The organism is Mycobacterium sp. NS-7484, assembly GCF_001953975.1.
Taxonomy (GTDB): Bacteria; Actinomycetota; Actinomycetes; order Mycobacteriales; family Mycobacteriaceae; genus Mycobacterium.
Map to the genome: position 1 here is coordinate 1 of NZ_MBEJ01000025.1, position 22477 is coordinate 22477.

A 22477-nucleotide genomic window follows, 5' to 3' on the forward strand; every position below is an offset into this window, starting at 1 on the left:
TCCATTGGGCCTACGCGCGCACTTCCGATGAGGCAACGATTCACCGTTTCACGCGCATTCCTGATGAGTCAACGCGGTCATCCTCGAGGTGTATAGTCGCACATATGTTCGAAGAATACGCAACGATCGCCGCGGACGCCGACGAGGCGACCCTGCGGGAACGCATCGCGGAACTCGAACGGCTCAAGTCGGCCGCTGCAGCCGGGCAGGCCCGCGCCACCGCCGCATTGGACGCCGCACGCAGGGCCGCCGAAGCCGCCGCGGGCGTACCCATCCGTCAGCGCGGCCGCGGGCTGGGGTCGGAAATCGGTATGGCGCGGCTGGATTCACCGACCCGCGGCAGCCATCACCTCACCGACGCCAGGATTTTGGTTCGCGACCTTCGCCATACGCTGCACGCCTTGGAAACCGGCATCCTCACCGAATCACGCGCCCGGCTGATCGTGCGCGAAGCAGCCTGCCTGTCCCCCGCCGATCGGCGGCGCTTCGACGAAGAGCTGTGTGGCGATGCCTCGACGCTCGAGGGCCTCGGTGATGCGCGAATCACATCTGAGGCCAAAAGAATTGCCTGCCAATTGGATCCACAGGCGGTCGCCAACCGGGCCGCCAGAGCACCGGAAGATCGCAACGTCACCTTCCGACCCGCGGCCGACAACATGGCGATGATGACCGTCGTGCTACCGGCCACCGACGCTGCGGCTGTCCGCGGCGCTCTCAACGCCGCAGCCGACAGCCGCACCGACGGCCGCAACCGTGGCCAGGCAATGGCGGACACTGTGGTCGCGCGGATCACCGGCCGTGAGGCGGCCGCGCCCCTCCGTGTCGGGGTCAATCTGGTGCTCTCAGACGAGACGCTCTTCGCCGGCGCCGCCCATCCGGCACGCCTGGAAGGCTACGGACCCATCCCCGCCTCCGTGGCGCGCCGTCTGATCAGTGACGCCCTGGACGCCGACGATTCCTGGGTCACCCTGCGACGGCTCTACGCGGCTCCAGACACCGGCGCCCTGGTTGCCATGGAATCGCGTTCGCGGCGGTTCCCCAAAGGCCTGGCCCGGTTCATCGCGGTGCGCGACGAAATCTGTCGCACCCCGTACTGCAACGCCCCGATCCGGCACATCGACCACGTCACCCCGTATCACCGCCACGGCCCGACCAGCGCCGATAACGGTGAAGGACTGTGTGAACGCTGCAATTACGTCAAAGAAGCACCCGGCTGGCAGGTGGTGCCAGGGGTCGATGAGTTCGGCCGGCACTGCACCGAACACATCACTCCGACCGGCGCCATCTACCGTTCGACCGCGCCACCACTACCGGGCGGAATTCGAAGACTCACCCGGGAAATCCACGTGGTGTTCAACAAGCCCGCGGCCTAGAGCAGTAACGACCATGCGGTCTATTCGAACAGCCCGGGCTGGCCTAACCCGGTGACCGGCGGTTGCATCCCCAGATGCGTCCACGCCAGCGGGGTGGCTACCCGGCCCCTCGGGGTGCGGGCCACCATCCCGGCACGCACCAGGAAGGGTTCGCAGACCTCCTCGACGGTGGTGGCTTCCTCCCCCACCGCCACTGCGAGCGTGGACACCCCGACCGGGCCACCGCCGAAACTACGGGTCAGTGCGGACAATACGGCCCGGTCCAGCCGATCGAGGCCCAGTTCGTCGACGTCGTAGACCTCAAGAGCGGCCTTGGCGATATCGCGGGTGATCACGCCGTCGGCACGCACCTCGGCGTAGTCCCGGACCCGGCGCAGCAGCCGGTTGGCGATACGTGGCGTCCCACGGGATCGGCGGGCGATCTCGGTGCCGGCCTCAGCACCGAGGTGGATGCCGAGGATGCCCGCGGACCGGGCCAGCACGCGCTCGAGCTCAACAGGTTCGTAGAAATCCATGTGTGCGGTGAACCCGAACCGGTCGCGCAGTGGGCCCGTCAATGCCCCTGACCGAGTGGTGGCGCCCACCAGCGTGAAGGGTGCTACTTCGAGCGGAATCGACGTGGCGCCAGGGCCTTTGCCCACCACCACGTCGACGCGGAAGTCCTCCATTGCCAGATACAGCATTTCCTCGGCGGGCCGGGCGATGCGGTGGATCTCGTCGATGAACAGCACATCGTGCTCGACGAGGTTGGACAGCATCGCGGCCAAGTCGCCAGCCCGCTCCAACGCCGGACCGGACGTGAGCCGCAGCGAGGATCCCAACTCGGCCGCGATGATCATCGCCAGCGACGTCTTGCCGAGCCCCGGTGGACCCGACAGCAGGATGTGATCCGGTGTGCCACCGCGGTTTTTGGCGCCTTCGATGACCAACTGCAGCTGCTCGCGCACCCGGGGCTGGCCGATGAACTCACCCAGCGAGCGCGGACGCAAGCTGGCATCGATATCGCCCTCACCGACCGTCAGCGCCGGCGAGACCTCCCGCTCGTCGGACTCCTCGGCGTCATCGAAACGGCCCATTACTTCTTACCCAACATGGACAACGCCGCACGCAGCGCCGACGACGTGGTGGCCTCGGGATCGTTGGCCAGCACCTTGTCGGTGGCCTCCTCGGCCTGCTTGACGGCAAAGCCAAGTCCGACAAGGGCTTCCACCACCGGCGCCCGCACCGCATGACCGATGGCGCCGCCGGCGGCCCCGGGGGTGACCGGACCGATCTTGTCGCGCAATTCGAGCACCATGCGCTCGGCGCCGCGTTTACCGATGCCCGGAACCCGCGTCAGCGCGGTGACGTCGCCGTCGGCCAACGCCTGCCGCAGCGCCTGCGGGTCGTACACTGCCAACGTCGCCAAGGCGATCTTCGGCCCGACCCCGGACACCCCGAGCAGCGTGAGGAACAGATCGCGGGCCTCACCGTCGGCAAACCCGTAGAGCGTCATCGAATCCTCACGCACGATCATCGCGGTGATCAGGCGGGACTCGGTGCCGCGGCGCAGGTTCGCCAGCGTCGAAGGCGTGGCCATCACCTTGTAGCCGACACCGGCAGCCTCGATCACGGCATGGTCGAGCGCGATGTCGATGACCTCGCCCCGCACCGAGGCGATCATGCCCGGGCCGCCTTGAGTTTCGCCGTGTACTTGCGCCGTTGTTCAGCGGCCATGGCCTCGGCGGCGGCCATCCGCGCGATCATCGGCGCCCGCCAGCAGTGGCAGATCGCCAGGGCCAGGGCGTCCGCGGCGTCGGCCGGTGTCGGTTTGGCTTGCAGCGCAAGAATTCTGGTGATCATCTCGGTGACCTGCGCCTTGCCGGCGCGACCGTTGCCGGTGACGGCCGCCTTGACCTCGGAGGGAGTGTGAAAGTGCACCTCGATGTCACGCCGGGCGGCGGCCAGCGCGATCACCCCGCCGGCCTGCGCCGTTCCCATCACAGTCGAGACATTTTGTTGCGCGAAGACCCGCTCGATCGCGATCACATCCGGCCGATGGGTGTCCATCCAGTACTCGGCAACGTCGCTGATCTCCAGCAGCCGCTTGTGCAGCGGTGTATCGGCCGGGGTGCGGACCACGTCCACATCCAGCGCAGTCACCTTCCGGCCCTGGCCGCTCTCGACCACCGACAGGCCGCAGCGCGTCAACCCGGGATCCACTCCCATCACCCGCACACGAACCCCTTCGTCAGAACATCTGTTCGATAGCCTAGCGGGCCACGCCGACGGGGCGACGCAGGGACACGCCAATCAGCGAGACGCGCCGATGTTGCGGCGGATCTCCTCCATCCGTCGGCGGGAGGCCCGCCATCCCCGGACGCGCTCGGTCCCGACTTCCCGGCCGGCCTGTTCGATGATGATCGTCCACGGCACTCCGAGGAATTTCGCCAGGAACCAGAACGGCCAGGCCAGCAATTGCAGCAACACCACTATGCTCAAGATCGCCCCGATCACACCGTCGGAGTCGGTCCACGTGTCGGGCCCGGACATCCATTTGCGCCGCACATTCCACACCACACCGCGCGGGTCGGTCACCGCCTCGTTCGTCATCCCCATGGCTCCCCGTTCCGGCTCATTTCGCCGTAACAGTAGACAGGCGGGCGCCGAGGGCAATCCCGCGGTAGGACGGAGCCAAAGCGCGGCCGGCGGCATGGAGCGGCTGGACGTCGCGGAGCGCTCGCGCCAGGATGAACGCACCCTCGAGGGCTGCCACGACGGCCACCGTCACGTCACGCGCCGCTGCCGGGTCCACGCCGCGTTGGGCGAAATAGTCGGCGCCGCCGTCCAGCCACGCGGTGAACACGCCGGCCGCAGCCGTTCGCAACTCCTCGACGGTGTCGGAGGTTTCGGCAGCCACGGTGCCGACCGGGCACATGTTCGCGAATCCACTGGCCGCCATGTCCTCAGCAGCCTGGTTGAAGATCCCCTCGATGGCCTGCCCGAGATCGTCGTACTCGTCGACGATGGTCGGGATGAGCAGTCCGTAGGCGGCCCCCGCGTCGATCAGTGCCTCGCGGGCGATTTGCAGTTTTCCGCCGCGGAAGTGGTGGTAGAGCGATCCGATCGGGGCTCCGGAGGCCACCACGATGTCTTTCATACCGACCGCCGCATAGCCCTTGTGCCGCATCAGCTCGACGGTGGCGGTCAGGATCTTCTCCCGGGTGGACCTTGCCATCTGAACCTCCTACAGACAGACTAGAGCACACATTCTAGAATCATTGTTCTAGCGCCTGGAGTCGATATGAAGACAGTGGAACTACCCGTCGGAACCATCGAATATCGGGAAGAAGGAGATCCGGCCGGTCCGCCCGTGGTGCTACTGCACGGACTGTTGATGAACGACACGCAGTGGGATACGACTCTGCCGCTGCTGCCCAGCGGCTTCCGCTACCTGTTGCCGGTGCTGCCCATGGGTGGACACCGCATCCCCATGCCCGACGGCACCGACCTCAGGATGGACCGGATGCTGGGCATCGTCGCCGATTTCCTCGACGCCCTGGATCTGGCCGACGTCACGCTGATTGTCAGCGACTGGGGCGGTCCGCTGTTCCTGACCGATACCGGCCGTGACAAACGCATTGCGCGACTGGTGATCTGCCCGTCGGAGGCGTTCGACAACTTCCCGCCGGCGCCCTACGCCACGGTGCTGTGGCTCGCCAGCCGCACCACCGGCACCGTCTCCTTTGCGCTGCGCCAGATGCGGATCGAGTGGCTGCGCCGGCAACCGATGCTGTGGGGCGAGATGTCGAAAAGGCCGATTCCCCAACACATTTTCGAGGGTTGGACCGATGCCGCGCTGGCCGATCGACGGATCCGCCGCGACCTGATCAGCTACTGCCGCAGCCGATTCGACAAGGCCGAGTTGATCCGGGCCACCAATGCGCTGGCCGATTTCACCGGCCCGGCGCTGGTGTTGTGGAGCGACAACACCGTGATGCCGCCCGCACACGGTCGCCGCCTGGCCGAGCTACTTCCCAACGGGCAACTGCGCCAGATCGACGACGCCAAGGTGCTGATCATGCTCGATCAACCCGAACGCACCGCCGAGGAGATCGGCCGCTTCCTGACCCAGTGAGCCACCCGGGGATACCGTGTCCCTAGGAGGTAACTATGCGCGTGGTCATCGCGGGCGGACACGGGAAGATCGCCCTCATTCTGGAACGGTTGCTGTCGGCACGGGGCGACGAGGCGATCGGCCTCATCCGAAACCCCGACCAGTCAGCCGATTTGGCGGCGGGCGGGGCAGAAGCCGTCGTGCTCGACCTGGAGCAGGCGTCGGTCACGGAGGTGGCCGACGCCGTGCGCGGCGCTGATGCCGTGGTGTTCGCCGCCGGGGCCGGGCCGGGCAGCGGGGCCGCACGCAAGCAGACCGTCGACCGGGATGCCGCGATCCTGCTGGCCGACGCCGCCGAGGCGGCGGGCGTGAGCCGCTACGTGATGGTGTCGGCGCTGTCGGCCGACGACCGCTCGCTCGATGAGAACTACGACGACGTGTTTCGGGCCTACATGCACGCCAAGTCCGAGGCTGACGCCGACGTGCGTGCGCGCGCCGGCTTACGCACCACGATCGTGCGACCGGGCGGACTCACCGACGAGCCCGGCAGCGGACACGTGACCGTCGCCGAATCGACGGGCCGGGGCAGCATCCCCCGCGAGGATGTGGCACGCGTGCTGCTCGCCGTCCTGGACAAGCCGGAGACCGCCGGCCGTACGTTCGAGGTGATCTCCGGAAAGACGCCGATCGACGCGGCGCTGCACTGAGCCCTGGTAGGCCGACTACTCCTCGTCGAGCTGCGCGGCGACGTCGTCGGGGATGTCGATGTTGGTGTAGACGTCTTGCACGTCGTCACTGTCTTCCAGTGCGTCGACCAGCTTGAGCACCTTGCGCGCGCCTTCGAGATCGACCGGCACCGTGACCGAGGGCTGGAAGCTGGCCTCGGCCGACTCGTAGTCGATGCCGGCGTCCTGCAACGCGGTGCGCACCGCGACCAGGTCCGTGGGCTCGGAGATGATCTCGAAGGAGTCACCGAGGTCGTTGACCTCCTCGGCTCCGGCTTCCAGGACGGCCATCAGCACGTCGTCCTCGGTCAGGCCGTTCTTCTCCAGCGTCACCACGCCCTTGCGGGAGAACAGGTAGGCCACCGAGCCCGGGTCGGCCATGTTGCCGCCGTTGCGGGTCATCGCGACGCGCACCTCACCGGCCGCCCGGTTGCGGTTGTCGGTCAGGCACTCGATGAGCACCGCCACACCGTTGGGGCCGTAACCCTCGTAGGTGATGTTCTGCCAGTCGGCGCCGCCGGCCTCTTCACCGCCGCCGCGCTTGCGGGCGCGCTCGATGTTGTCGTTGGGTACCGAGCTCTTCTTCGCCTTCTGGATGGCGTCGTAGAGCGTGGGGTTACCGGCCGGATCTCCCCCGCCGACACGTGCCGCGACCTCGATATTCTTGATCAACTTGGCGAACATCTTGCCGCGCTTGGCGTCGATGACGGCCTTCTTGTGCTTGGTGGTGGCCCACTTGGAATGGCCGCTCATGCAGGTACGCCCCTTTTCCGGTTAAAACTCCGGCCCTCCAGTTTACGTGGCCGGTCCTACCGCGCTCGATACGACGCCTACAAGGCCTGCAGCAGGACGAGCGTCGTGGCCGCCGAGGCCGCGCACAACACTGGCCAGTACCAGATGTGCCAACGCCGCCAATGTCCGATCGCCATGCCGATCGGGGCCAGGACGACCACCGCCACGGTGAGCGCCGCCCACCCCGCCACGGTCGCCGCGTCATCGGCCTGGTCGGGGTACGCGCCGCTGAAGCCCACGGGAAAGATCGCGGCGAACGCCAGCAACACGGCAATCAAGCCGGCGAAGGCCCATACGGCCCAACTGATCACCGACTCGACGACGCCAGGTCGACGCCGCATGGACGTTGGCGACGACGTAGACATGCCGGCAGCGTACGCCGGTGTGCGGGCGTTACCCGGCACAAATCGGCAACGCGGCGTTGGCGTTGGCGTTGGGGTTGCCGCTGAAAATATCGTCGTCGCCCATCCAGTGCACGAACCGGGCCAGCGGGTACATGGCATCGTGCGGGCCGCCCGCGACGTGACCGTTGGCGGTACCCACCCGGCACACCCGCTGGGCGCCCGCGCCGGCCAACACGTCGCGCAACTGGACCTTGCGTTCATAGGGGTAGACGCCGATGGTCTGCGTCGCGACGTTGACGTAGCGGACGGCGTGCTCGAGTGAGTCCACCATCACCACGTTGGAGATCTTGTTGGACGGATGAAAGTCGACCGGCTCATCGGACAGCAGCACCACGCCGCGGCCGTCGAATCGGCCGAACACCTCGAGTTCATCGCCCATCGCACCCATCACCTCGATCTCGTCGCGGATGTCGGTGGGCGGCAGCGGGGCCACCGCAGAACCGAACAGCCGGTCATCTCCGAGACGCGGTAGCAGCGCGGCACAGAACCCTCGCGCCTGCTCGCGGTCGGTGGTCTCCAGGAACACGAATCGGCTTGCCAGGCAAGCCTCTTGGTTGAAGACGCAGGTGTCGGCGGCCACCCGTTCGGCCACCTCGGCGAGCACCTCGTCGGAGGCGAACGCCTCACGCCCGATCATCGAGATCGACGATTTCGGGTCGAACGACACCAGCTGGATCCCGGGACCGAGGTACTTGATGACGTTGTTGATCGCCGGCCCGCCGCCCCAGGCCACGATCTTGTCGAAGTACTGCGGGCGGTACAGGGTCCGCTCGATCGCCTCATCACCACCGGCCCAGTACACCGCCGACATCGACTGCACCACCGGGTGTTCCGGATCGATCTCGGCCATCGTCCGCAGCACGGCCACCGTGGTGAACGGATCCGAGGACGGCATCTTGAACAGATTGATGGCCTTGACCAAGGCGCCCTGGGCGATCGAGGCGATACAACCCGCCGGCGCGTTTCCGGCCAGCATGTGCACCATGCGAGGCGGGAAAGCCCGGACGGCCCCGGTGTTGCCGCTGGTGTCGGTCCGACTGACCCAGCCGTCGAGCACCGCCGGTTCGGCGAAGTTGGACTCGACCTGGGCCCACAGGCTGTCGCGGCTCAACAGCGCGGGCGCGCTGCGGTAGAGGTTCTCCACCACACGCCGCGGCAGCGGGTTGGTCTCGGCCACCAGGTCCAGGCAGCGTTGCATGTGCGAATTGCCGTCGAGCGCCAGGCGTTCGCCGGTCTCGACGAGAAAGTCGATGATCTCGGCCACCGGGACATTCAGCAGTGGCGGCAATTCTTGACGGGAGGTGATCAAGGTGTCGAGATCGATTGCCGGCGTGGTGAAATCGACGCCGAGGTCACGTGACCGGTGTTGTACGGCATCCCCTTCGACCAATTTGCCGCGGATCATGAACGGGGCTGACAACGCCACCGCCGCGCTCATGCTTCACCCCGCACGTAGGCGTCGATGGTGCCCGAGCAGGTGATCTTGTCCCCACCCAGATCGGCATAGCGGGTGATGTCCGGCCCGACGGTCGGCCCCTGATGGCCACACTCGCAGACCCCGAAATCGGCGTCGACGCGGTCACCGGAAATGACGCCGCCCCAGCGGCCGTCCAGCGACAGGTCGAAGAATGCCGCGCGCGCTTGCACGGGCCCGGCGGTGGTGTCGACGAGGTTTTCCCCGGGTTCGTCCAAGGGCAGCAACAACACCCATGGCGGCACGTGGTAGCGGCCGGCCCGGCACTTCGGGAACGGGGTGTTGAGCTCCTGCATGGTGTAGAAGTGGTAGACCCGCTCATCGGCGATGTTGAAGGTGTCGAAGATGAACTCCCGGTAGCCCGGCGGCAGGGCGGCACCTTTGAGGCCGCCGGCGACCAGTAGCGCGGTGTCGTCCCGGAAGTCGGTTCCGGAGAAGCCTTTTGACCGCACCCCCTGGGCCATCTGGTAGAGCGAGGCGAACATTCCGGTGAGCAGCAGCGCACGGTCGCGGCTGTCGATCAGCTCGTCGACCGCCCCGGCGGTGGCTGCATCCATCGCGTTCTGCCGCTCGGCACTGGTGGTCTCGAAGGCAGTGATCTCCGAAGGGCTCGCGGTGCCGTCGCCGATGCGGCGACGCAGCTCGATCATCTTCATGATCGAACCGACCGAGATCGGCTCGACGGGCAGTTGGTAGCTGTCAGCTTCGCTGCAGAACGCTTCCACCAGCGCGATGCGGGTGCGCTCATTGCGCTCGACCTTGGTGCGCGGACCGAGCCCGAACAGTTTGCGGCTGCCATCGGCCGGAATGCCGGTGGCCCAGGTCAATCCGGTGACGTTGGCCCGCGCGGCGACGTCCAGGTCGCTTTCGGAGCAGGCGATCATGGCCGGCTTGCCGGTGGTGCCGCTGGAGCAGGTCAGGAAACACCCGGCGGACTCCATCCGGGCAACGAAATCATCCAGCCCCGCGATGCCGTCGACGTCAACCCCACTCGGATCGCAGGTGGAGACGGTCCCCACCCACTTGGCCATCCGGTCCCACCGGCCATCGGTCAGCCAGTTCTGGGCGTAGCTCTTGTAGGCGCCGTGCGCGAACAACAACGGCACCAGATCCTCGCGCTGCGCAACCTTGCTGATCTCTGCGGACTGTGCGCGGTTGCGCAACAACGGGATCTGGTCGACCCGATCCGTGAATCTCTCGTTCACTGCCTCGATCTGCAGTTGTTGCACGTCGGCGGGCGTGATGTCGTAGCGGTCCGGCGCGGTCTGCAGAGCGAGGAGTTGGTCGGCTGCGGTCATGGCGGCTCCTGAAATCAAATTAATAGCACCTAGAACGTTTCATTACTGATAATATGCTCCCGTGCCCCGACGTTCGTCAAGCGCCACCGCGCGGCCCCGCGCCGGCCGACCGACCCGCGAACAGGCCGAGCAGCGCCACCGTGAGCTGCTCGACTGTGCGCTGGAAGTGTTCCTGGCCAACGGGTTTGAGCGCTCGACCATCGACGGCATCGCGGCGACCGCCGGCATGGCGAAGCGCACCATCTACGGGCTCTACCCGGACAAGGCCGCACTGTTCGAAGCCGCGGTTCAGCGGGCCGTGGACCGCTGGCTGGTGCCGGTGGAGACTCTGCAGGCAGCAGAGACCGACGACCTGGAGGAGACCCTGCTCGCGATCGCCAAGATCAGGCTCGTCAGCTATACCAGCGAGGCCGGCGTCGCACTGCAACGAATTCTCAACGCGGAGGGTTACCGGTTCCCGAAGTTGTACCGGTTGGCCTACGACCAAGGCACCGTGCCGGCGCTGCACTTCATCGCCGACCTGCTGCGACGGCATGCCGCGGCCGGGGCCATCGAGGTCGAGGACCCCGAAGTGCTCGGCGGCGCATTCCTTTCCATGACCGTCGGCGGCCCGGCGACCGGGGCCCTGTGGGGCGTGGAGTGGGACCGCGACGCCCTCGACCAACGCATGCGGACCTGTGTCCGACTCTTCCTCGACGGGGTGCGTCCGCGAAACCCGTGATGGCGTAAGAACACGAACGATCGAAAGGGCACGATGGATCAGGACACGTATGACAAGGGCAGGGCGATCCGCACCGCCGTGTTGGGCGAGGACTACGTCCGCAAGGCAGCCGGGAACGCCGACAAATTCTCGAAACCCCTGCAGGATCTGGTCACCGAGTACTGCTGGGGCGCGGTCTGGGGACGCGACGGCCTGGAGCTCAAGACCCGCAGCATGCTGAACCTGGCGATGATCGCGGTGCTCAACCGCCCCAACGAATTGAGCACCCACATCCGCGGGGCACTCACCAACGGTGTCACCCGCGACGAGATCTGCGAGATCTTCCTCCAGGTCGGCATCTACGCCGGCATCCCGGCCGCGGTCGACAGCTTTCGGCTGGCCCGGGCCGTGTTCGCCGAGCTGGACGCGGAGCAGTCATGAGTTCAGAGGTCGGCTTCGTCGGGCTGGGCAACATGGGCTGGCCCATCATGAGCCGGGTGTTGGCCGCGGGCTTTCCCGTGGTCGCCTTCGATGTGCGTGAGGACGTCCTGGCCAAGGCGGTCGCGCTGGGCGCCCGGTCGGCGCAGTCGGTCCGCGACGTGGCCGATCAGACAGAGACGGTGCTGGCGAGCCTGCCCACACCGCAGGTGTCGGAGTCCGTGGTGGCCGACGTCGCGGCCGGTTCCCGAATCCGGTGCTTCGTCGATCTCTCCACGGTGGGAGGCCAAGCCGCGCAACGCAATAACACCGTCCTGGCCGCTCGCGGCATCGCGGCTCTGGACAGTCCCGTCAGTGGTGGGGTACACGGCGCGCAGGCCGGCACCCTGGCAATCATGGTGTCCGGTCCGCGTGCCGAGTTCGACCGGCTGGCACCGGTGTTCGACGCGATCGGCCGGGCGATCTTCGTCTCCGAGCACCCTGGCGCCGCGCAGACCATGAAGCTGATCAACAACCTGATGGCCGCGACCACCCTGGCCGCGACGGCCGAGGTGATGGTGATGGGTGTGAAAGCCGGACTGGACGCCGACGTGATGATCGACGTGCTCAATGCCGGCTCGGGCGGCACCCACGCCAGCCGCGACAAGTTTCCGCGTGCGGTGCTCCCCCGCACCTTCGACTACGGTTTCGCCACCGGTTTGATGGCCAAGGACGTGGGCTTGTACCTGAGTGAGGCCGCCGCACTGGGGCTGCCGTTGGAGATCGCCGAAACCGTGCAACGGGTGTGGGAGCAGACGCTGCGCGAGGAAGGCCCAGATTCCGACTTCACCTCGGTCATCAAGCCGATGGAAAAGATGGCGGGCGTGGTCGTCGAAGGCGGTGGAGCGGTTACTGCTTGTTGACGATGAGCCTCGACACCCCGTCCTAACGCTCACATCATGATGTTAATCGTCGTTAGGAGGGTGTCATGCCGGCGAATTCCGAGCTAGAGCAGTTACTCCACGACCGCTTCGACATCACCACCACCGAGTTCGTAGCTGCCTTGAAGGGCCTGCCTGCCCTACGGCCATGGGCTGCAGCGCTCACCGAGGAGGAAGCCGGACTCCTTGACGAGGCCAACTTCCCCGAGGACCGCGATGCCTACGTAGCTGCCGGCACTGAAATCGTCGGACACACCGCGCATCTCGCCGTTACCGCCTTCACTGCCGACGACGTCGCCAAAGGCCTCAGTGTCAGCGCCTCCCGCGTGCGGCAGAAGCGGCTCGCCGGCGAACTATGGGCCATCCCGGACGGTCAGAGCTGGGTCTTCCCGACACTGCAGTTCGAAACCGGCGCCGACGGCGGCCCGACCCGGCAAGTCCGCGGCCTCGACCAGGTCCTCAAGGCACTGCCCGAAGGCCTGCATCCCGTCGCCATCGCAGGTTTTCTGCGCACCCCTTAACCCCACCTGGTCCATGGCCGGCCGATGACCCCGGTGGAGTGGCTGCGCGCCGGCGGAGACGTCGACCACGCTGTTGCGGCGGCCGCGACCACCGACTGGTACGCCACGTGAGCACACGGCTTCCCGTCCCCGCCACCTCTGGCAGAACTGCGCACAATCGGCATCCGGGACTCGGAATACCGCACCGTATCGACCGACGAGTTGTGGTGGCGTGTGCACCGCACCACCGGTGATCACGTGCTGGCATGGAATGCCTTTCGGGAACACGGCCCGCACTTGAGGTTCGACCCACGTCCACCTCCAGCACGCGACCATCCGGGGGTCGGCGTCTGGTACGGCGCATCCGAACCCACACCCGCCCTCGCCGAGGCCTTCCAAGCGACCCGCACCATCGACCGCGTCCGCGACAACCCATACCTGACCGGCCTGCGACTCACCCGCGAACTCCGACTTCTCGATCTGGCCACCGACAGCACAGGCGCGTGGCCCACCCGAGCTGGCGGCACGTTCGCACTCTCGACGGGCCCACATTCCATCACCCAACGCTGGGCCCGCCGTATCACCGAGGCGTTCCCCAACCTCGACGGCGTGCACTACAACAGCCGCTTCGCCGGCCAACCCTGCATCGCCTTATTCGCCCCCGCCGAAACGGCCATGCCGAAACGGCCCGCGATGTCCTTGCCGCTCACCCATCCCGGCCTCTCGCGGCGGATCGCCGCCGCAGCACAACGACTCGGCTACCTCGTTATCTGACGGCGGGCCTGGCTATGTGACTGCCGTGGGTTTGCTGCGGCTACAACGAGTCGACGAACAACTTGTGGATGCGCCGGTCCCCCGTCATCTCGGGATGAAATGACGTAGCCAGCATCGAGCCCTGCCGGACCGCGACGATGTGGTCGGCCGCACGGGCCAGCACCTGCACCTCTGGCCCGACCCGCTCCACCCACGGTGCCCGGATGAACACCGCGTGCACGGGTGTGTCGAGGCCCTCGAAATCGATGTTCCCCTCGAAGGAATCGACCTGACGACCGAAAGCATTGCGACGCACCGTCATATCGATGCCCTTCAACGGCACCGCGGCCCGGCCCTGGGCACCGGCATCGGCGATCTCGCTGGCCAGCAGGATCATTCCGGCACACGAGCCGTAGCACGGCAAGCCCTCGGCGATCCGCGCCCGCAGCGGTTCGAGCAGGTCGAATTCCCGTAGCAAATGGCTCATCGCGGTGGATTCGCCGCCGGGAATCACCAAGGCATCGACCGCGTCGAGTTCCGAAAGCCGACGCACGGTAGCAGCCTCGGCACCCGCCTCGCGCAGAGCAGCCAGATGTTCGCGGGTGTCGCCCTGCATCGCGAGCACCCCGACGTGACGGGTCATGAGTTCTCCGCCGGCGCGAAGTTGCGCTGGTAGCGGGTCAAGCCTTCTTGCATCACCGCGGCCACCATCTCGCCGTAGCGGTTGAAGATCTTGCCCTGGGTCAGGGAACGCCCCCCGCAGGCCGAGGGCGAGGACTGGTCGTAGAGCAGCCACTCGTCGGCCCGGAACGGGCGCATGAACCACATGGCGTGGTCCAGCGACGCCACCATCAAGTGCTTGCGGACATCGAGATGGTTGACCTGGGCCGAACCCAGCAGCGTGAGATCGCTCATGTAGGCCAGTGCACAGATGTGCAGCACGTGGTCGTCGGGGAGCGGATCCCGATGCCGGAACCACACCTGCTGCTGTGACGCCTTGGCCGGCAGCCGCGCCACCCGGTCACGCGGCACGATCCGGACATCCCATTCGGCGAACTGGGCGAACCCGGCGTCGTCGAACGCGCCGCCGGAGCGGAACCCGGGCAGATCATCAGGCCCGGGAGCCTCGGGCATGGCGTCCTGATGTTCGATGCCGGTCTGGTCGGTCTGGAACGACGCGGACATCGTGAAGATCGTCTCGCCGTGCTGGATCGCGCTCACCCGACGGGTGCAGAACGAACCGCCGTCGCGGATGCGCTCGACGGTGTAGACCGACGGCGCACGGGCATCACCCGGCCGCAGGAAGTAGCCGTGCAGCGAGTGCACCTGGAACGCCGGGTCGACCGTACGAACCGCCGACACGAGCGACTGGCCGGCCACGTGGCCGCCGAAAGTTCGCTGTAGGAAACCGCTTTCAGGGCTGAACACCCCGCCGCGATAGATGTTGACCTCGAGCTGCTCCAGATCGAGGATCTCTTCAATCGCCATGCAGTTACTTCTGCTCTTCGCGCAAGCGGCTCATCACCAACCGCGCTCGGCGAGCCGGTGCGGCTGGGCGATCTCCTCGACGTTGATGCCGACCATGGCCTCACCCAGACCGCGCGACACCTTGGCCAACACATCGGGATCGTCGTAGAACGTCGTGGCCTTCACGATCGCTGCCGCCCGCTGCTCGGGGTTGCCCGACTTGAAGATCCCCGAGCCGACGAACACACCCTCAGCACCGAGCTGCATCATCATCGCCGCATCCGCCGGGGTGGCGATCCCACCGGCGGTGAACAACGTCACCGGCAACTTGCCGGCCCGGGCCACCTCGGCCACCAACTCATACGGGGCCTGCAGTTCCTTGGCCGCCACATACAGCTCGTCCTCGCTCATCGAGGTGAGCCGGCGGATCTCCCCGCCGATCTTGCGCATGTGAGTGGTGGCATTGGAGACATCACCGGTGCCGGCCTCACCCTTGGACCGGATCATCGCCGCGCCCTCGGTGATGCGGCGCAGCGCCTCACCCAGATTGGTCGCCCCACACACGAACGGCACGGTGAAGCGCCACTTGTCGATGTGGTTCGTGTAGTCGGCCGGAGTCAGCACCTCGGACTCGTCGATGTAATCCACACCCAGGCTTTGCAAGATCTGCGCCTCGACGAAATGCCCGATGCGGGCCTTGGCCATCACCGGGATGGTGACCGCCGAGATGATCCCGTCGATCATGTCCGGATCGCTCATGCGCGACACCCCGCCCTGCGCGCGGATGTCAGCCGGCACCCGCTCCAGGGCCATCACGGCCACCGCTCCCGCAGCCTCGGCGATCTTGGCCTGCTCGGGGGTAACGACGTCCATGATCACGCCACCCTTGAGCATCTCAGCCATCCCGCGCTTCACGCGCGCGGTCCCGGTCTGGTTACTCGAACCGTTCTGCGCCGCGCCAGCGATTCCCCGGTCGCTGCGCTCCTGCCCGCCGATATCCACTGCCATGTCCTCCAAGTTCTACTGATTCAGTCTAGTGCGGCCGCCAAATCCATTAAATCCGCAGTTACCGGATGGCTTGCAGCTCGCGATGCGCGGTCCCACGCGTATTCGCCAGCGGCGACGCTGCCGGCTGTTCGGCCAGTTCATTGGCCTGAGCCAGCAGCTCACCCAGTTGAAGCGGATACACGGCCTCCCCACCGGCAACCAACTCGGCAATCATTGTCTCATCGCACCACCGGTGGCCGTGAATGTAGTGCCGCTCCAGCGTCGTGCGCCCGGTTGCCGACGGCTCGAACCGGGCGGTCCGGTGGATGAAGAAGTACTCCTCGCTACGGACCACCGACGCGTTGAAGTCGATGACGGCGTCGCGCCGCCACACCGGGCCGACGAGCTCTGCCGGGCTGGCCTGCAGACCGGTCTCCTCGGCGAGTTCGCGCGCCGCTGCCGCGGCCAGGTCCTCGCCCGGCTGGACCGCCCCACCGACGGTGAACCACCACCGCGGCGCGGGCTTGTCCGGATCGTCGATCGCCGGATCGCTGCCGCGCAACAGCAACACCGCGCCCGTCTCGTCGAGCAGCACCACCCGCGCCGAGGTCCGGCGGCTCACCGGGTTGACCTCATCCTGGGATTCCGGACGTTCGACGATCTCGAAATAGCTTGGCAAGGCGGCAGTTCCGCCGAGACGCAGCGCGCGAACCGCGGGCCGTTCCCGCAACGCCAAGGTGTCGCGGACGGCGTCGTTGTGGAACCGGCGGGCCAACAGCACCCGGGCTTCGGCGTCGGCCAGCTCGGCGACCAACCGCACCGGGAGGTCAGCCGGGTCGACCGCGGCAAGTGCGGCCGACAAATCGTTCTCGGCGGCTTCACGTCCTGATCGCGGCGCCCGTTCGGCTGCATCGGCCAGCGCCGTCAACCGCTTGCCCTGCGCAGCACCGGCGTAGGCGTCGATCGCCACCGCTCGGGCGACCACGGCCCGGCGCGCCAGCGCACCGTCGAGCGCCTGCCAGGACAGGTCATAGCGCACGTGCAACCGGTCGAGACGATTGGCGGTCTGATAGGCCCAGCCCGCGGCCAACAGCAGCACCACGAGCACCACCAGCGCCGCGATCACCATCCAGGTCGCCATGCCTAGTCACCCACCTGCACTTTGCCCCCGGTACTGGCCACCGTCTCGTACACCCGAAGAATCTGGCCGGCCACCACCGACCAGTCGTATCGGGCCACGCGCTCGGTGGCCGCCTCGATGTAGCGCTCGCGCAGCGCGTCGTCCGCGAGCACCTCGATCAGAGCGTCGGCCAGCGCCTCGGCGTCACCGACGGGCACCAGCCGGCCGGCCTGGCCCTGATCAAGCACGCGGCTGAAAGCATCCAGTTCACTGGCCACCACCGCGGTACCGGCCGCCATCGCCTCCACCAACACGATGCCGAAACTCTCTCCGCCGAGATTCGGGGCGCAATACACGTCGGCGCTGCGCATGGCAGCCGCCTTGGCGTCGTCGTCAACTTGTCCCAGAAAGCGCAGATGCCCGGCGAGGTCACCGGCTTCCTCACGCAACGCGTCCTCGTCCCCGCGGCCCACGATCAGGATCTCGATGTCGGTGAAACGCCGCACCAGTTTCGGGAGCGCTCCCAGCAGTACCGCCATGCCCTTGCGTGATTCGTCGAACCGTCCCAGAAACAGCACGCTGCGACCGGGCCGCGGATACCCCTCCAGGCGAGGCGCATTGGCGAACGACGGCACGTCGACCCCGTTGGGAATCTCGACCGCGTCCGAGCCCAGAGCCTCCATCTGCCAGCGCCGGGCCAGATCGGACACCGCGATGCGGCCGACGATCTTCTCGTGATAGGGCCGCAGAATGCCCTGGAACACACTGAGCGTCAACGATTTTGTCGTCGAGGTGTGAAAGGTGGCCACGATCGGACCCTCGGCGGCCTGCAGCGCGAGCATGGACAGGCTGGGCGCATTGGGCTCGTGCAGGTGCAGCACATCAAAGTCGCCCTCGGCGATCCACTTCTTGACCTTGCGGTGCGTGGCCGGGCCGAACCGCAGCCGGGCCACCGAGCCGTTGTACGGAATCGGGACGGCCTTGCCGCCCGAGACCACGTACTCGGGCAGTTTCACATGCGGCGAGGACGGGGCCAGAACGCTGACGTAGTGTCCGCCGGCGCGCATCACCTCGGCCAGTTGCAGCACATGGGATTGCACGCCGCCCGGGACGTCGAACGAGTACGGGCAGACCATTCCGATACGCATGGCTAGCTCCGTCGCCTCTTCGCACAAGCGCTCATCAGGTGGTACCCAGTCGGGCGCGACGTTCATCGGACAGATCGGCCAGCCACTGTGGTTGCAGCATGTGCCAGTCGGCCGGATGGGCGGCGATGTTCGCCGCGAACCGGTCGGCAAGTTGCTGGATCACCACCGAGACATCCCCCGAGGAGGTGTCGAGCGCGTCGAAAACCTCGACGACACAATCGTCCCCGTCGTAGTGGACATGCGCCGGGTGCAGCGGTGCCCCGGTTTCGATCGCCAGCTTGGCCGGGCCGGCGGGCATTCGGGTCGGCTCGCCGAAGAAGTCGACCTGCACCCCGTTACGGGTGAGGTCGCGATCTGCCATCAGACAGACGAACATGTTGTCCCGCAGCCGTTCCGAGAGCACCTCGAACGGCGGGCGCTCGCCGCCGGACAACGGGAACACCTCGAATCCGAGGCTCTCGCGGTAATCGATGAAGCGCCGGTACAGCGATTCGGGCTTGAGGCGTTCGGCCACCGTGGCGAAGGTGCCGTAGTGCTGGGCCAGCCACACTCCGGCCATGTCCCAGTTGCCGCTGTGCGGCAGCGCCAGCACAGCGCCGCGGCCGGCCTGGTGCGCGGCGGCCAACTTGTCCGCGCCGACGAACACTTCGTCGAGACGCTTTGCCACAGCGGTCAGATCCATCGACGGCAATCGGAACGCCTCCCGCCAATACCGAGCGTAGGAGGCCAGTGAAGCACGCATCAGCGCATCGGGCACCTCGTCCGGGGCGACCCCGGTCACTCGGGCCAGGTTCTTGCGCAGTTGCTGCGGCCCACCACCGCGTGCGGCGTAACAAGCGCCCGCGTCGAACACGTTGCGCGCCACGAACTCCGGCATCGACCGGACGAGCTGCCAGCCTGCCGCATAACCCAGATCGGTCACCTGCCCCGACATCGGAATGATCACGGTGCTCCCGGTTCCGGTGTGTCGCCGCCGTCGGCCTGCGTACGGTGCAGCAGGTCCATGGCACCCGGCGAGGTGCGCACCGCATGGATCCGCTGTGCCACCGTGATCACGCTGGCCAGCGCCAGCAGCCATGCGGCCCCGTGCAACAGCCACGGTGCATGCAGGAACGGCACACCGGAGAGCCCGGCGCCGACCAGCACGATCACCAGGCGCTCCGGGCGCTCGATGATGCCGCCGTCGCCACGGAGCCCGCTCGCCTCGGCGCGGGCTTTGATGTACGAGATCACCTGCGAGGTGACGAGGCAGATCAGGAGCGCGACCACCAGCGTCGGATCGTCCAGGCCAAACGCCGCCCACCACAGCAGGCCGGCGAAAATGGCGCCGTCGGCTATCCGGTCACACGCTGCGTCGAGCACGGCGCCGAATCGGGTACCTCCGCCGCGTTCCCGGGCCATCGCTCCGTCGAGCATGTCGGCGAGCACGAAGAGGAACACCGCGAACGCGCCCCAGAACAGCTGGCCCATCGGAAACAACGTCAGCGCCGCGGTGACCGACCCGGCGGTACCGACGATGGTGACGATGTCGGGTGTCAGGCCCGCGTGCAGCGCCGCCTTGGCCACCGGCCTCGACAGCTTGGCGTAGGCCGCCCGGCTCATCAGGAACAGGTTGCTCACGGCTGACGGGCCCATTCCGTGGCAAGTAGTTCCCTGGTCTGGCTCAGCAGCTGCGGAATGACCTTGGCCCCGCCGATGATCGTGATGAAATTCGCGTCGCCACCCCAGCGCGGCACCACGTGCATGTGCAGGTGCTCGGCCAGCGATCCCCCGGCCGAGACGCCCAGGTTCAGACCGACGTTGAATCCGTGCGGCCGGGAGACGGCCTTGATGACGCGAATCGCCTTCTGCGTGAACGCCATCAGCTCGGCGCTCTCGGCCTCGTCGAGATCCTCGAGCTCCGACACCCGCCGGTAGGGCACCACCATCAGGTGACCCGGGTTGTAGGGGTAGAGGTTGAGCACGGCATACACCAGCTCACCGCGGGCGACCATGAGCCCGTCCTCGTCGGACATCGCGGGGATGTCGGTGAACGGCTGTGACGAGCCGGCCGAGCCGACCTTGGCGTCGCCCTTGACCGCCTCGGTGATGTAGCTCATCCGGTGCGGCGTCCACAGCCGCTGGAGATGGTCGGGGGCACCCACGCCGTGGTCGATGATGGCGTCTCCGCCGCCGTGGTCGATGATGGCGTCTCCGCCGCCGTGGTCCGTCATCGCGCCTGCACCAGCTCCGCCGTCGGCACCGCGTTGTTGCGATCGGCGATCCACTTCACGATGGCCTCGACGGCCTCGTCGCGGGGCACGCCGTTGATCTGGGTGCGGTCACCGAAGCGGAACGACACGGCGCCGGCTTCTATGTCCTTGTCGCCCGCGAGCAGCATGAACGGCACCTTCTGGTTGGTGTGGTTGACGATCTTCTTCGCCATGCGGTCGTCACTGCCGTCTACCTCGACCCGCACACCACGCGACTTCAGCTGGGCGGCAACGTCATACAGGTAATCGAGGTGTGCGTCGGCGACCGGGATGCCGACCACCTGCACCGGCGCCAGCCAAGCCGGGAACGCCCCGGCGTAATGCTCGGTGAGCACCCCGAAGAACCGTTCGATCGAGCCGAACAGCGCGCGGTGGATCAGCACGGGCCGCTGCCGGCTGCCATCTGCCGCGGTGTATTCCAACTCGAAGCGGTCGGGCATGTTGAAGTCCAGCTGGATCGTCGACATCTGCCAGTTGCGGCCCAGCGCATCCTTGACCTGGACCGAGATCTTGGGTCCGTAGAACGCGGCACCGCCCGGATCTGGCACCAGGTCCAGACCCGAGGCCTCGGCGACCGAGCGCAGGGTCTCGGTGGCCTCTTCCCACATCTCGTCGGAGCCGACGTACTTGTCCGGGTCCTTGGTGGACAGCTCCAGGTAGTAGTCGTCGAGGCCGTAATCCGAGAGCAGGTCGAGCACGAACTGCAGCAGCGAGGTCAGCTCGTCCCGCATCTGCTCACGCGTGGTGTAGATGTGCGCGTCGTCCTGCGTCATACCGCGCACGCGGGTGAGCCCATGCACCACGCCCGACTTCTCGTAGCGGTACACCGAACCGAACTCGAAGAGCCGCAACGGAAGTTCGCGGTATGAGCGGCCCCGCGCCCGGTAGATCAGGTGGTGCATGGGGCAGTTCATCGGCTTGAGGTAGTAGTCCTGCCCGGGCTTGCGCACCGTGCCGTCCTCGTTGTACTCCGCATCGATGTGCATCGGCGGGTACATGCCGTCGGCGTACCACTCCAGGTGCCCCGAGGTGATGTAGAGGTGTTCTTTGGTGATGTGCGGGGTGTTGACGAACTCGTAACCCGCCTCGGCGTGTTTGCGCCGCGAGTAGTCCTCCAGCTCCTTGCGGATCACACCACCCTTGGGGTGGAACACCGGCAGCCCCGAACCCAGCTCGTCGGGGAAGCTGAACAGGTCGAGCTCGACACCGAGCTTGCGGTGGTCGCGGCGCTGCGCCTCTTCGATCAGCTCGAGGTGGCGGTCCAGGGCCTCCTGCGACTCCCAGGCCGTGCCGTACACCCGCTGCAGGCTGGCGTTGCGCTGGTCGCCGCGCCAGTACGCGGCACTGCTGCGGGTCAGCTTGAACGCCGGGATGTACTTGGTGGTCGGGATGTGCGGGCCCCGGCACAGATCCCCCCAGACCCGTTCCTTGGTGCGGGCGTTGAGGTTGTCGTAGGCGGTGAGCTCGTCGCCACCGACTTCCATGATCTCCGGGTCGTCGGCACCCGACTTGTCGTCGACCAGCTCGAGCTTGTACGGCTCGCCCGCCAGCTCCTCGCGCGCCTGGTCCTTGGAGTCGTAGACGCGGCGGGAGAACAGCTGACCATCTTTGATGATCTTCTGCATGCGCTTCTCGAGCTTCTGCAGGTCCTCGGGCGTGAACGGCTCGGCGACGTCGAAGTCGTAGTAGAAGCCGTCGGCGATCGGCGGGCCGATACCCAACTTGGCCTGCGGAAACAGGTCCTGCACGGCTTGGGCCAGCACGTGGGCGCACGAGTGCCGGATCACGCTGCGGCCGTCCTCGGTGTCGGCGGCGACCGGCGTCACCTCGACGTCGGTGTCCGGCGCCCACGACAGATCGCGCAGCCGTCCATCGGCGTCACGCACCACCACGATCGCGTCGGCGGCCCCGCGGCTGGGCAGACCCGCCTCGCGCACCGCCGCACCGGCGGTCGTCCCGGCCGCAACCCGGATCGGGGCAGCGGGGGCTGGGCTGAGGGCGGCGCTCATCGGGGAGTCTCCTACCATGCG

General features: G+C 67.0%; 26 protein-coding genes. 8 read left to right on the forward strand and 18 right to left on the reverse strand.

The genetic code is table 11. The features are described from left to right. Positions 1 to 104 precede the first annotated feature (104 nt). Positions 105 to 1373 (forward strand): HNH endonuclease, encoded by a 1269-nt coding sequence (locus A5733_RS05620; protein ID WP_076239413.1) that lies wholly within the window; start codon positions 105 to 107, stop codon positions 1371 to 1373. A gap of 20 nt (positions 1374 to 1393) precedes the next feature. Here A5733_RS05620 and ruvB read toward each other — a convergent pair whose 3' ends face one another. The 5 genes from ruvB to A5733_RS05645 all read right to left on the reverse strand — a co-directional run bounded on the left by ruvB (position 1394) and on the right by A5733_RS05645 (position 4590). After that, positions 1394 to 2449: a Holliday junction branch migration DNA helicase RuvB gene (gene ruvB / locus A5733_RS05625; protein WP_076239414.1), complete on the reverse strand. Its 1056-nt coding sequence runs from the start codon at positions 2447 to 2449 to the stop codon at positions 1394 to 1396. Next, positions 2449 to 3036 carry a Holliday junction branch migration protein RuvA gene (ruvA, locus tag A5733_RS05630; RefSeq protein ID WP_067763815.1) on the reverse strand — a complete coding sequence of 196 codons (588 nt, stop codon included), beginning with the start codon at positions 3034 to 3036 and terminating at the stop codon, positions 2449 to 2451. Before ruvA ends, ruvB begins: the two co-directional genes overlap by 1 nt. Then, positions 3033 to 3590, reverse strand: a complete 558-nt coding sequence (gene ruvC / locus A5733_RS05635; RefSeq protein ID WP_067763812.1) for a crossover junction endodeoxyribonuclease RuvC — start codon at positions 3588 to 3590, stop codon at positions 3033 to 3035. The genes ruvA and ruvC overlap by 4 nt, the downstream gene beginning before the upstream one ends. A gap of 75 nt (positions 3591 to 3665) precedes the next feature. Then, on the reverse strand, positions 3666 to 3965 hold the full coding sequence (locus A5733_RS05640; RefSeq protein ID WP_076239415.1) for a hypothetical protein: 300 nt from the start codon (positions 3963 to 3965) through the stop codon (positions 3666 to 3668). Between the two features lie 22 nt (positions 3966 to 3987). Next, complete coding sequence (locus A5733_RS05645) at positions 3988 to 4590, reverse strand: TetR/AcrR family transcriptional regulator (RefSeq protein ID WP_076239416.1); 603 nt, start codon at positions 4588 to 4590, stop codon at positions 3988 to 3990. Positions 4591 to 4656: 66 nt separating this feature from the next. On the opposite strand from A5733_RS05645, the gene A5733_RS05650 reads away from it, so the two are divergent. Next, positions 4657 to 5490: an alpha/beta fold hydrolase gene (locus A5733_RS05650; RefSeq protein WP_076239417.1), complete on the forward strand. Its 834-nt coding sequence runs from the start codon at positions 4657 to 4659 to the stop codon at positions 5488 to 5490. 35 nt (positions 5491 to 5525) lie between these two features. Beyond that, the gene (locus tag A5733_RS05655; RefSeq protein WP_076239418.1) at positions 5526 to 6176 is read left to right on the forward strand and encodes an NAD(P)H-binding protein; all 651 of its coding nucleotides are present in this window, start codon (positions 5526 to 5528) and stop codon (positions 6174 to 6176) included. Between the two features lie 15 nt (positions 6177 to 6191). Here the strand turns inward: A5733_RS05655 and A5733_RS05660 are convergent, their stop codons facing one another. From A5733_RS05660 to A5733_RS05675, 4 genes are all read right to left on the reverse strand, one after another. Continuing rightward, positions 6192 to 6947, reverse strand: coding sequence for a YebC/PmpR family DNA-binding transcriptional regulator (locus A5733_RS05660; RefSeq protein ID WP_067763800.1), 756 nt, complete (start codon positions 6945 to 6947; stop codon positions 6192 to 6194). A 77-nt stretch (positions 6948 to 7024) separates the two neighbouring features. After that, on the reverse strand, positions 7025 to 7351 hold the full coding sequence (locus A5733_RS05665; RefSeq protein WP_233152625.1) for a hypothetical protein: 327 nt from the start codon (positions 7349 to 7351) through the stop codon (positions 7025 to 7027). 28 nt (positions 7352 to 7379) lie between these two features. Next, entirely contained in the window at positions 7380 to 8828 is a 1449-nt protein-coding gene (locus A5733_RS05670) for an acyl-CoA reductase (RefSeq protein ID WP_076239420.1), read from the reverse strand. Continuing rightward, positions 8825 to 10162 carry a hypothetical protein gene (locus tag A5733_RS05675; RefSeq protein ID WP_076239421.1) on the reverse strand — a complete coding sequence of 446 codons (1338 nt, stop codon included), beginning with the start codon at positions 10160 to 10162 and terminating at the stop codon, positions 8825 to 8827. Before A5733_RS05675 ends, A5733_RS05670 begins: the two co-directional genes overlap by 4 nt. A 61-nt stretch (positions 10163 to 10223) precedes the next feature. On the opposite strand from A5733_RS05675, the gene A5733_RS05680 reads away from it, so the two are divergent. The 5 genes from A5733_RS05680 to A5733_RS05700 all read left to right on the forward strand — a co-directional run bounded on the left by A5733_RS05680 (position 10224) and on the right by A5733_RS05700 (position 13494). Then, entirely contained in the window at positions 10224 to 10883 is a 660-nt protein-coding gene (locus tag A5733_RS05680) for a TetR/AcrR family transcriptional regulator (RefSeq protein WP_067763791.1), read from the forward strand. Positions 10884 to 10916: 33 nt separating this feature from the next. Next, on the forward strand, positions 10917 to 11303 hold the full coding sequence (locus A5733_RS05685; RefSeq protein WP_067763788.1) for a carboxymuconolactone decarboxylase family protein: 387 nt from the start codon (positions 10917 to 10919) through the stop codon (positions 11301 to 11303). Next, positions 11300 to 12202 (forward strand): NAD(P)-dependent oxidoreductase, encoded by a 903-nt coding sequence (locus A5733_RS05690; protein ID WP_076239422.1) that lies wholly within the window; start codon positions 11300 to 11302, stop codon positions 12200 to 12202. Before A5733_RS05685 ends, A5733_RS05690 begins: the two co-directional genes overlap by 4 nt. 65 nt (positions 12203 to 12267) lie before the next feature. Continuing rightward, positions 12268 to 12741, forward strand: coding sequence for a hypothetical protein (locus tag A5733_RS05695; RefSeq protein ID WP_233152626.1), 474 nt, complete (start codon positions 12268 to 12270; stop codon positions 12739 to 12741). 138 nt (positions 12742 to 12879) lie between these two features. Beyond that, positions 12880 to 13494 (forward strand): RES family NAD+ phosphorylase, encoded by a 615-nt coding sequence (locus A5733_RS05700; RefSeq protein ID WP_076239423.1) that lies wholly within the window; start codon positions 12880 to 12882, stop codon positions 13492 to 13494. 40 nt (positions 13495 to 13534) lie between these two features. On the opposite strand, the gene pdxT is transcribed toward A5733_RS05700, so the two are convergent. From pdxT to thrS, 9 genes are all read right to left on the reverse strand, one after another. Continuing rightward, on the reverse strand, positions 13535 to 14116 hold the full coding sequence (gene pdxT, locus A5733_RS05705; protein ID WP_076239424.1) for a pyridoxal 5'-phosphate synthase glutaminase subunit PdxT: 582 nt from the start codon (positions 14114 to 14116) through the stop codon (positions 13535 to 13537). Further along, entirely contained in the window at positions 14113 to 14961 is an 849-nt protein-coding gene (tesB, locus tag A5733_RS05710) for an acyl-CoA thioesterase II (protein ID WP_067770341.1), read from the reverse strand. Before tesB ends, pdxT begins: the two co-directional genes overlap by 4 nt. A gap of 33 nt (positions 14962 to 14994) precedes the next feature. Further along, a complete protein-coding gene (gene pdxS, locus A5733_RS05715; protein ID WP_233152630.1) occupies positions 14995 to 15843 on the reverse strand; it encodes a pyridoxal 5'-phosphate synthase lyase subunit PdxS in 849 nt (282 codons plus the stop codon). A 163-nt stretch (positions 15844 to 16006) separates the two neighbouring features. Continuing rightward, positions 16007 to 17068 carry an NUDIX domain-containing protein gene (locus tag A5733_RS05720; RefSeq protein ID WP_067770345.1) on the reverse strand — a complete coding sequence of 354 codons (1062 nt, stop codon included), beginning with the start codon at positions 17066 to 17068 and terminating at the stop codon, positions 16007 to 16009. Between the two features lie 2 nt (positions 17069 to 17070). Continuing rightward, positions 17071 to 18195 carry a glycosyltransferase family 4 protein gene (locus A5733_RS05725; protein ID WP_076239426.1) on the reverse strand — a complete coding sequence of 375 codons (1125 nt, stop codon included), beginning with the start codon at positions 18193 to 18195 and terminating at the stop codon, positions 17071 to 17073. Between the two features lie 34 nt (positions 18196 to 18229). Further along, entirely contained in the window at positions 18230 to 19129 is a 900-nt protein-coding gene (locus A5733_RS05730) for a phosphatidylinositol mannoside acyltransferase (protein ID WP_076239443.1), read from the reverse strand. Between the two features lie 8 nt (positions 19130 to 19137). Then, positions 19138 to 19815 (reverse strand): phosphatidylinositol phosphate synthase, encoded by a 678-nt coding sequence (gene pgsA / locus A5733_RS05735; protein ID WP_076239444.1) that lies wholly within the window; start codon positions 19813 to 19815, stop codon positions 19138 to 19140. Next, positions 19812 to 20408 carry an HIT domain-containing protein gene (locus A5733_RS05740; RefSeq protein ID WP_076239427.1) on the reverse strand — a complete coding sequence of 199 codons (597 nt, stop codon included), beginning with the start codon at positions 20406 to 20408 and terminating at the stop codon, positions 19812 to 19814. The genes pgsA and A5733_RS05740 overlap by 4 nt, the downstream gene beginning before the upstream one ends. After that, entirely contained in the window at positions 20405 to 22456 is a 2052-nt protein-coding gene (gene thrS / locus A5733_RS05745) for a threonine--tRNA ligase (RefSeq protein WP_076239428.1), read from the reverse strand. Before thrS ends, A5733_RS05740 begins: the two co-directional genes overlap by 4 nt. Between the last annotated feature and the right edge of the window lie 21 nt (positions 22457 to 22477).

Bases quoted from the DNA above. Each gene is read 5' to 3' on its own strand.
- A5733_RS05620 (WP_076239413.1), top strand. From the start codon at position 105: ATGTTCGAAGAATACGCAACGATCGCCGCGGACGCCGACGAGGCGACC.
- ruvB (WP_076239414.1), bottom strand. From the start codon at position 2,449: ATGGGCCGTTTCGATGACGCCGAGGAGTCCGACGAGCGGGAGGTCTCG.
- ruvA (WP_067763815.1), bottom strand. From the start codon at position 3,036: ATGATCGCCTCGGTGCGGGGCGAGGTCATCGACATCGCGCTCGACCAT.
- A5733_RS05640 (WP_076239415.1), bottom strand. From the start codon at position 3,965: ATGACGAACGAGGCGGTGACCGACCCGCGCGGTGTGGTGTGGAATGTG.
- A5733_RS05645 (WP_076239416.1), bottom strand. From the start codon at position 4,590: ATGGCAAGGTCCACCCGGGAGAAGATCCTGACCGCCACCGTCGAGCTG.
- A5733_RS05650 (WP_076239417.1), top strand. From the start codon at position 4,657: ATGAAGACAGTGGAACTACCCGTCGGAACCATCGAATATCGGGAAGAA.
- A5733_RS05655 (WP_076239418.1), top strand. From the start codon at position 5,526: ATGCGCGTGGTCATCGCGGGCGGACACGGGAAGATCGCCCTCATTCTG.
- A5733_RS05660 (WP_067763800.1), bottom strand. From the start codon at position 6,947: ATGAGCGGCCATTCCAAGTGGGCCACCACCAAGCACAAGAAGGCCGTC.
- A5733_RS05665 (WP_233152625.1), bottom strand. From the start codon at position 7,351: ATGTCTACGTCGTCGCCAACGTCCATGCGGCGTCGACCTGGCGTCGTC.
- A5733_RS05670 (WP_076239420.1), bottom strand. From the start codon at position 8,828: ATGAGCGCGGCGGTGGCGTTGTCAGCCCCGTTCATGATCCGCGGCAAA.
- A5733_RS05675 (WP_076239421.1), bottom strand. From the start codon at position 10,162: ATGACCGCAGCCGACCAACTCCTCGCTCTGCAGACCGCGCCGGACCGC.
- A5733_RS05685 (WP_067763788.1), top strand. From the start codon at position 10,917: ATGGATCAGGACACGTATGACAAGGGCAGGGCGATCCGCACCGCCGTG.
- A5733_RS05690 (WP_076239422.1), top strand. From the start codon at position 11,300: ATGAGTTCAGAGGTCGGCTTCGTCGGGCTGGGCAACATGGGCTGGCCC.
- A5733_RS05695 (WP_233152626.1), top strand. From the start codon at position 12,268: ATGCCGGCGAATTCCGAGCTAGAGCAGTTACTCCACGACCGCTTCGAC.
- pdxT (WP_076239424.1), bottom strand. From the start codon at position 14,116: ATGACCCGTCACGTCGGGGTGCTCGCGATGCAGGGCGACACCCGCGAA.
- tesB (WP_067770341.1), bottom strand. From the start codon at position 14,961: ATGGCGATTGAAGAGATCCTCGATCTGGAGCAGCTCGAGGTCAACATC.
- pdxS (WP_233152630.1), bottom strand. From the start codon at position 15,843: ATGGCTGAGATGCTCAAGGGTGGCGTGATCATGGACGTCGTTACCCCC.
- A5733_RS05720 (WP_067770345.1), bottom strand. From the start codon at position 17,068: ATGGCGACCTGGATGGTGATCGCGGCGCTGGTGGTGCTCGTGGTGCTG.
- A5733_RS05725 (WP_076239426.1), bottom strand. From the start codon at position 18,195: ATGCGTATCGGAATGGTCTGCCCGTACTCGTTCGACGTCCCGGGCGGC.
- A5733_RS05730 (WP_076239443.1), bottom strand. From the start codon at position 19,129: ATGTCGGGGCAGGTGACCGATCTGGGTTATGCGGCAGGCTGGCAGCTC.
- A5733_RS05740 (WP_076239427.1), bottom strand. From the start codon at position 20,408: ATGACGGACCACGGCGGCGGAGACGCCATCATCGACCACGGCGGCGGA.
- thrS (WP_076239428.1), bottom strand. From the start codon at position 22,456: ATGAGCGCCGCCCTCAGCCCAGCCCCCGCTGCCCCGATCCGGGTTGCG.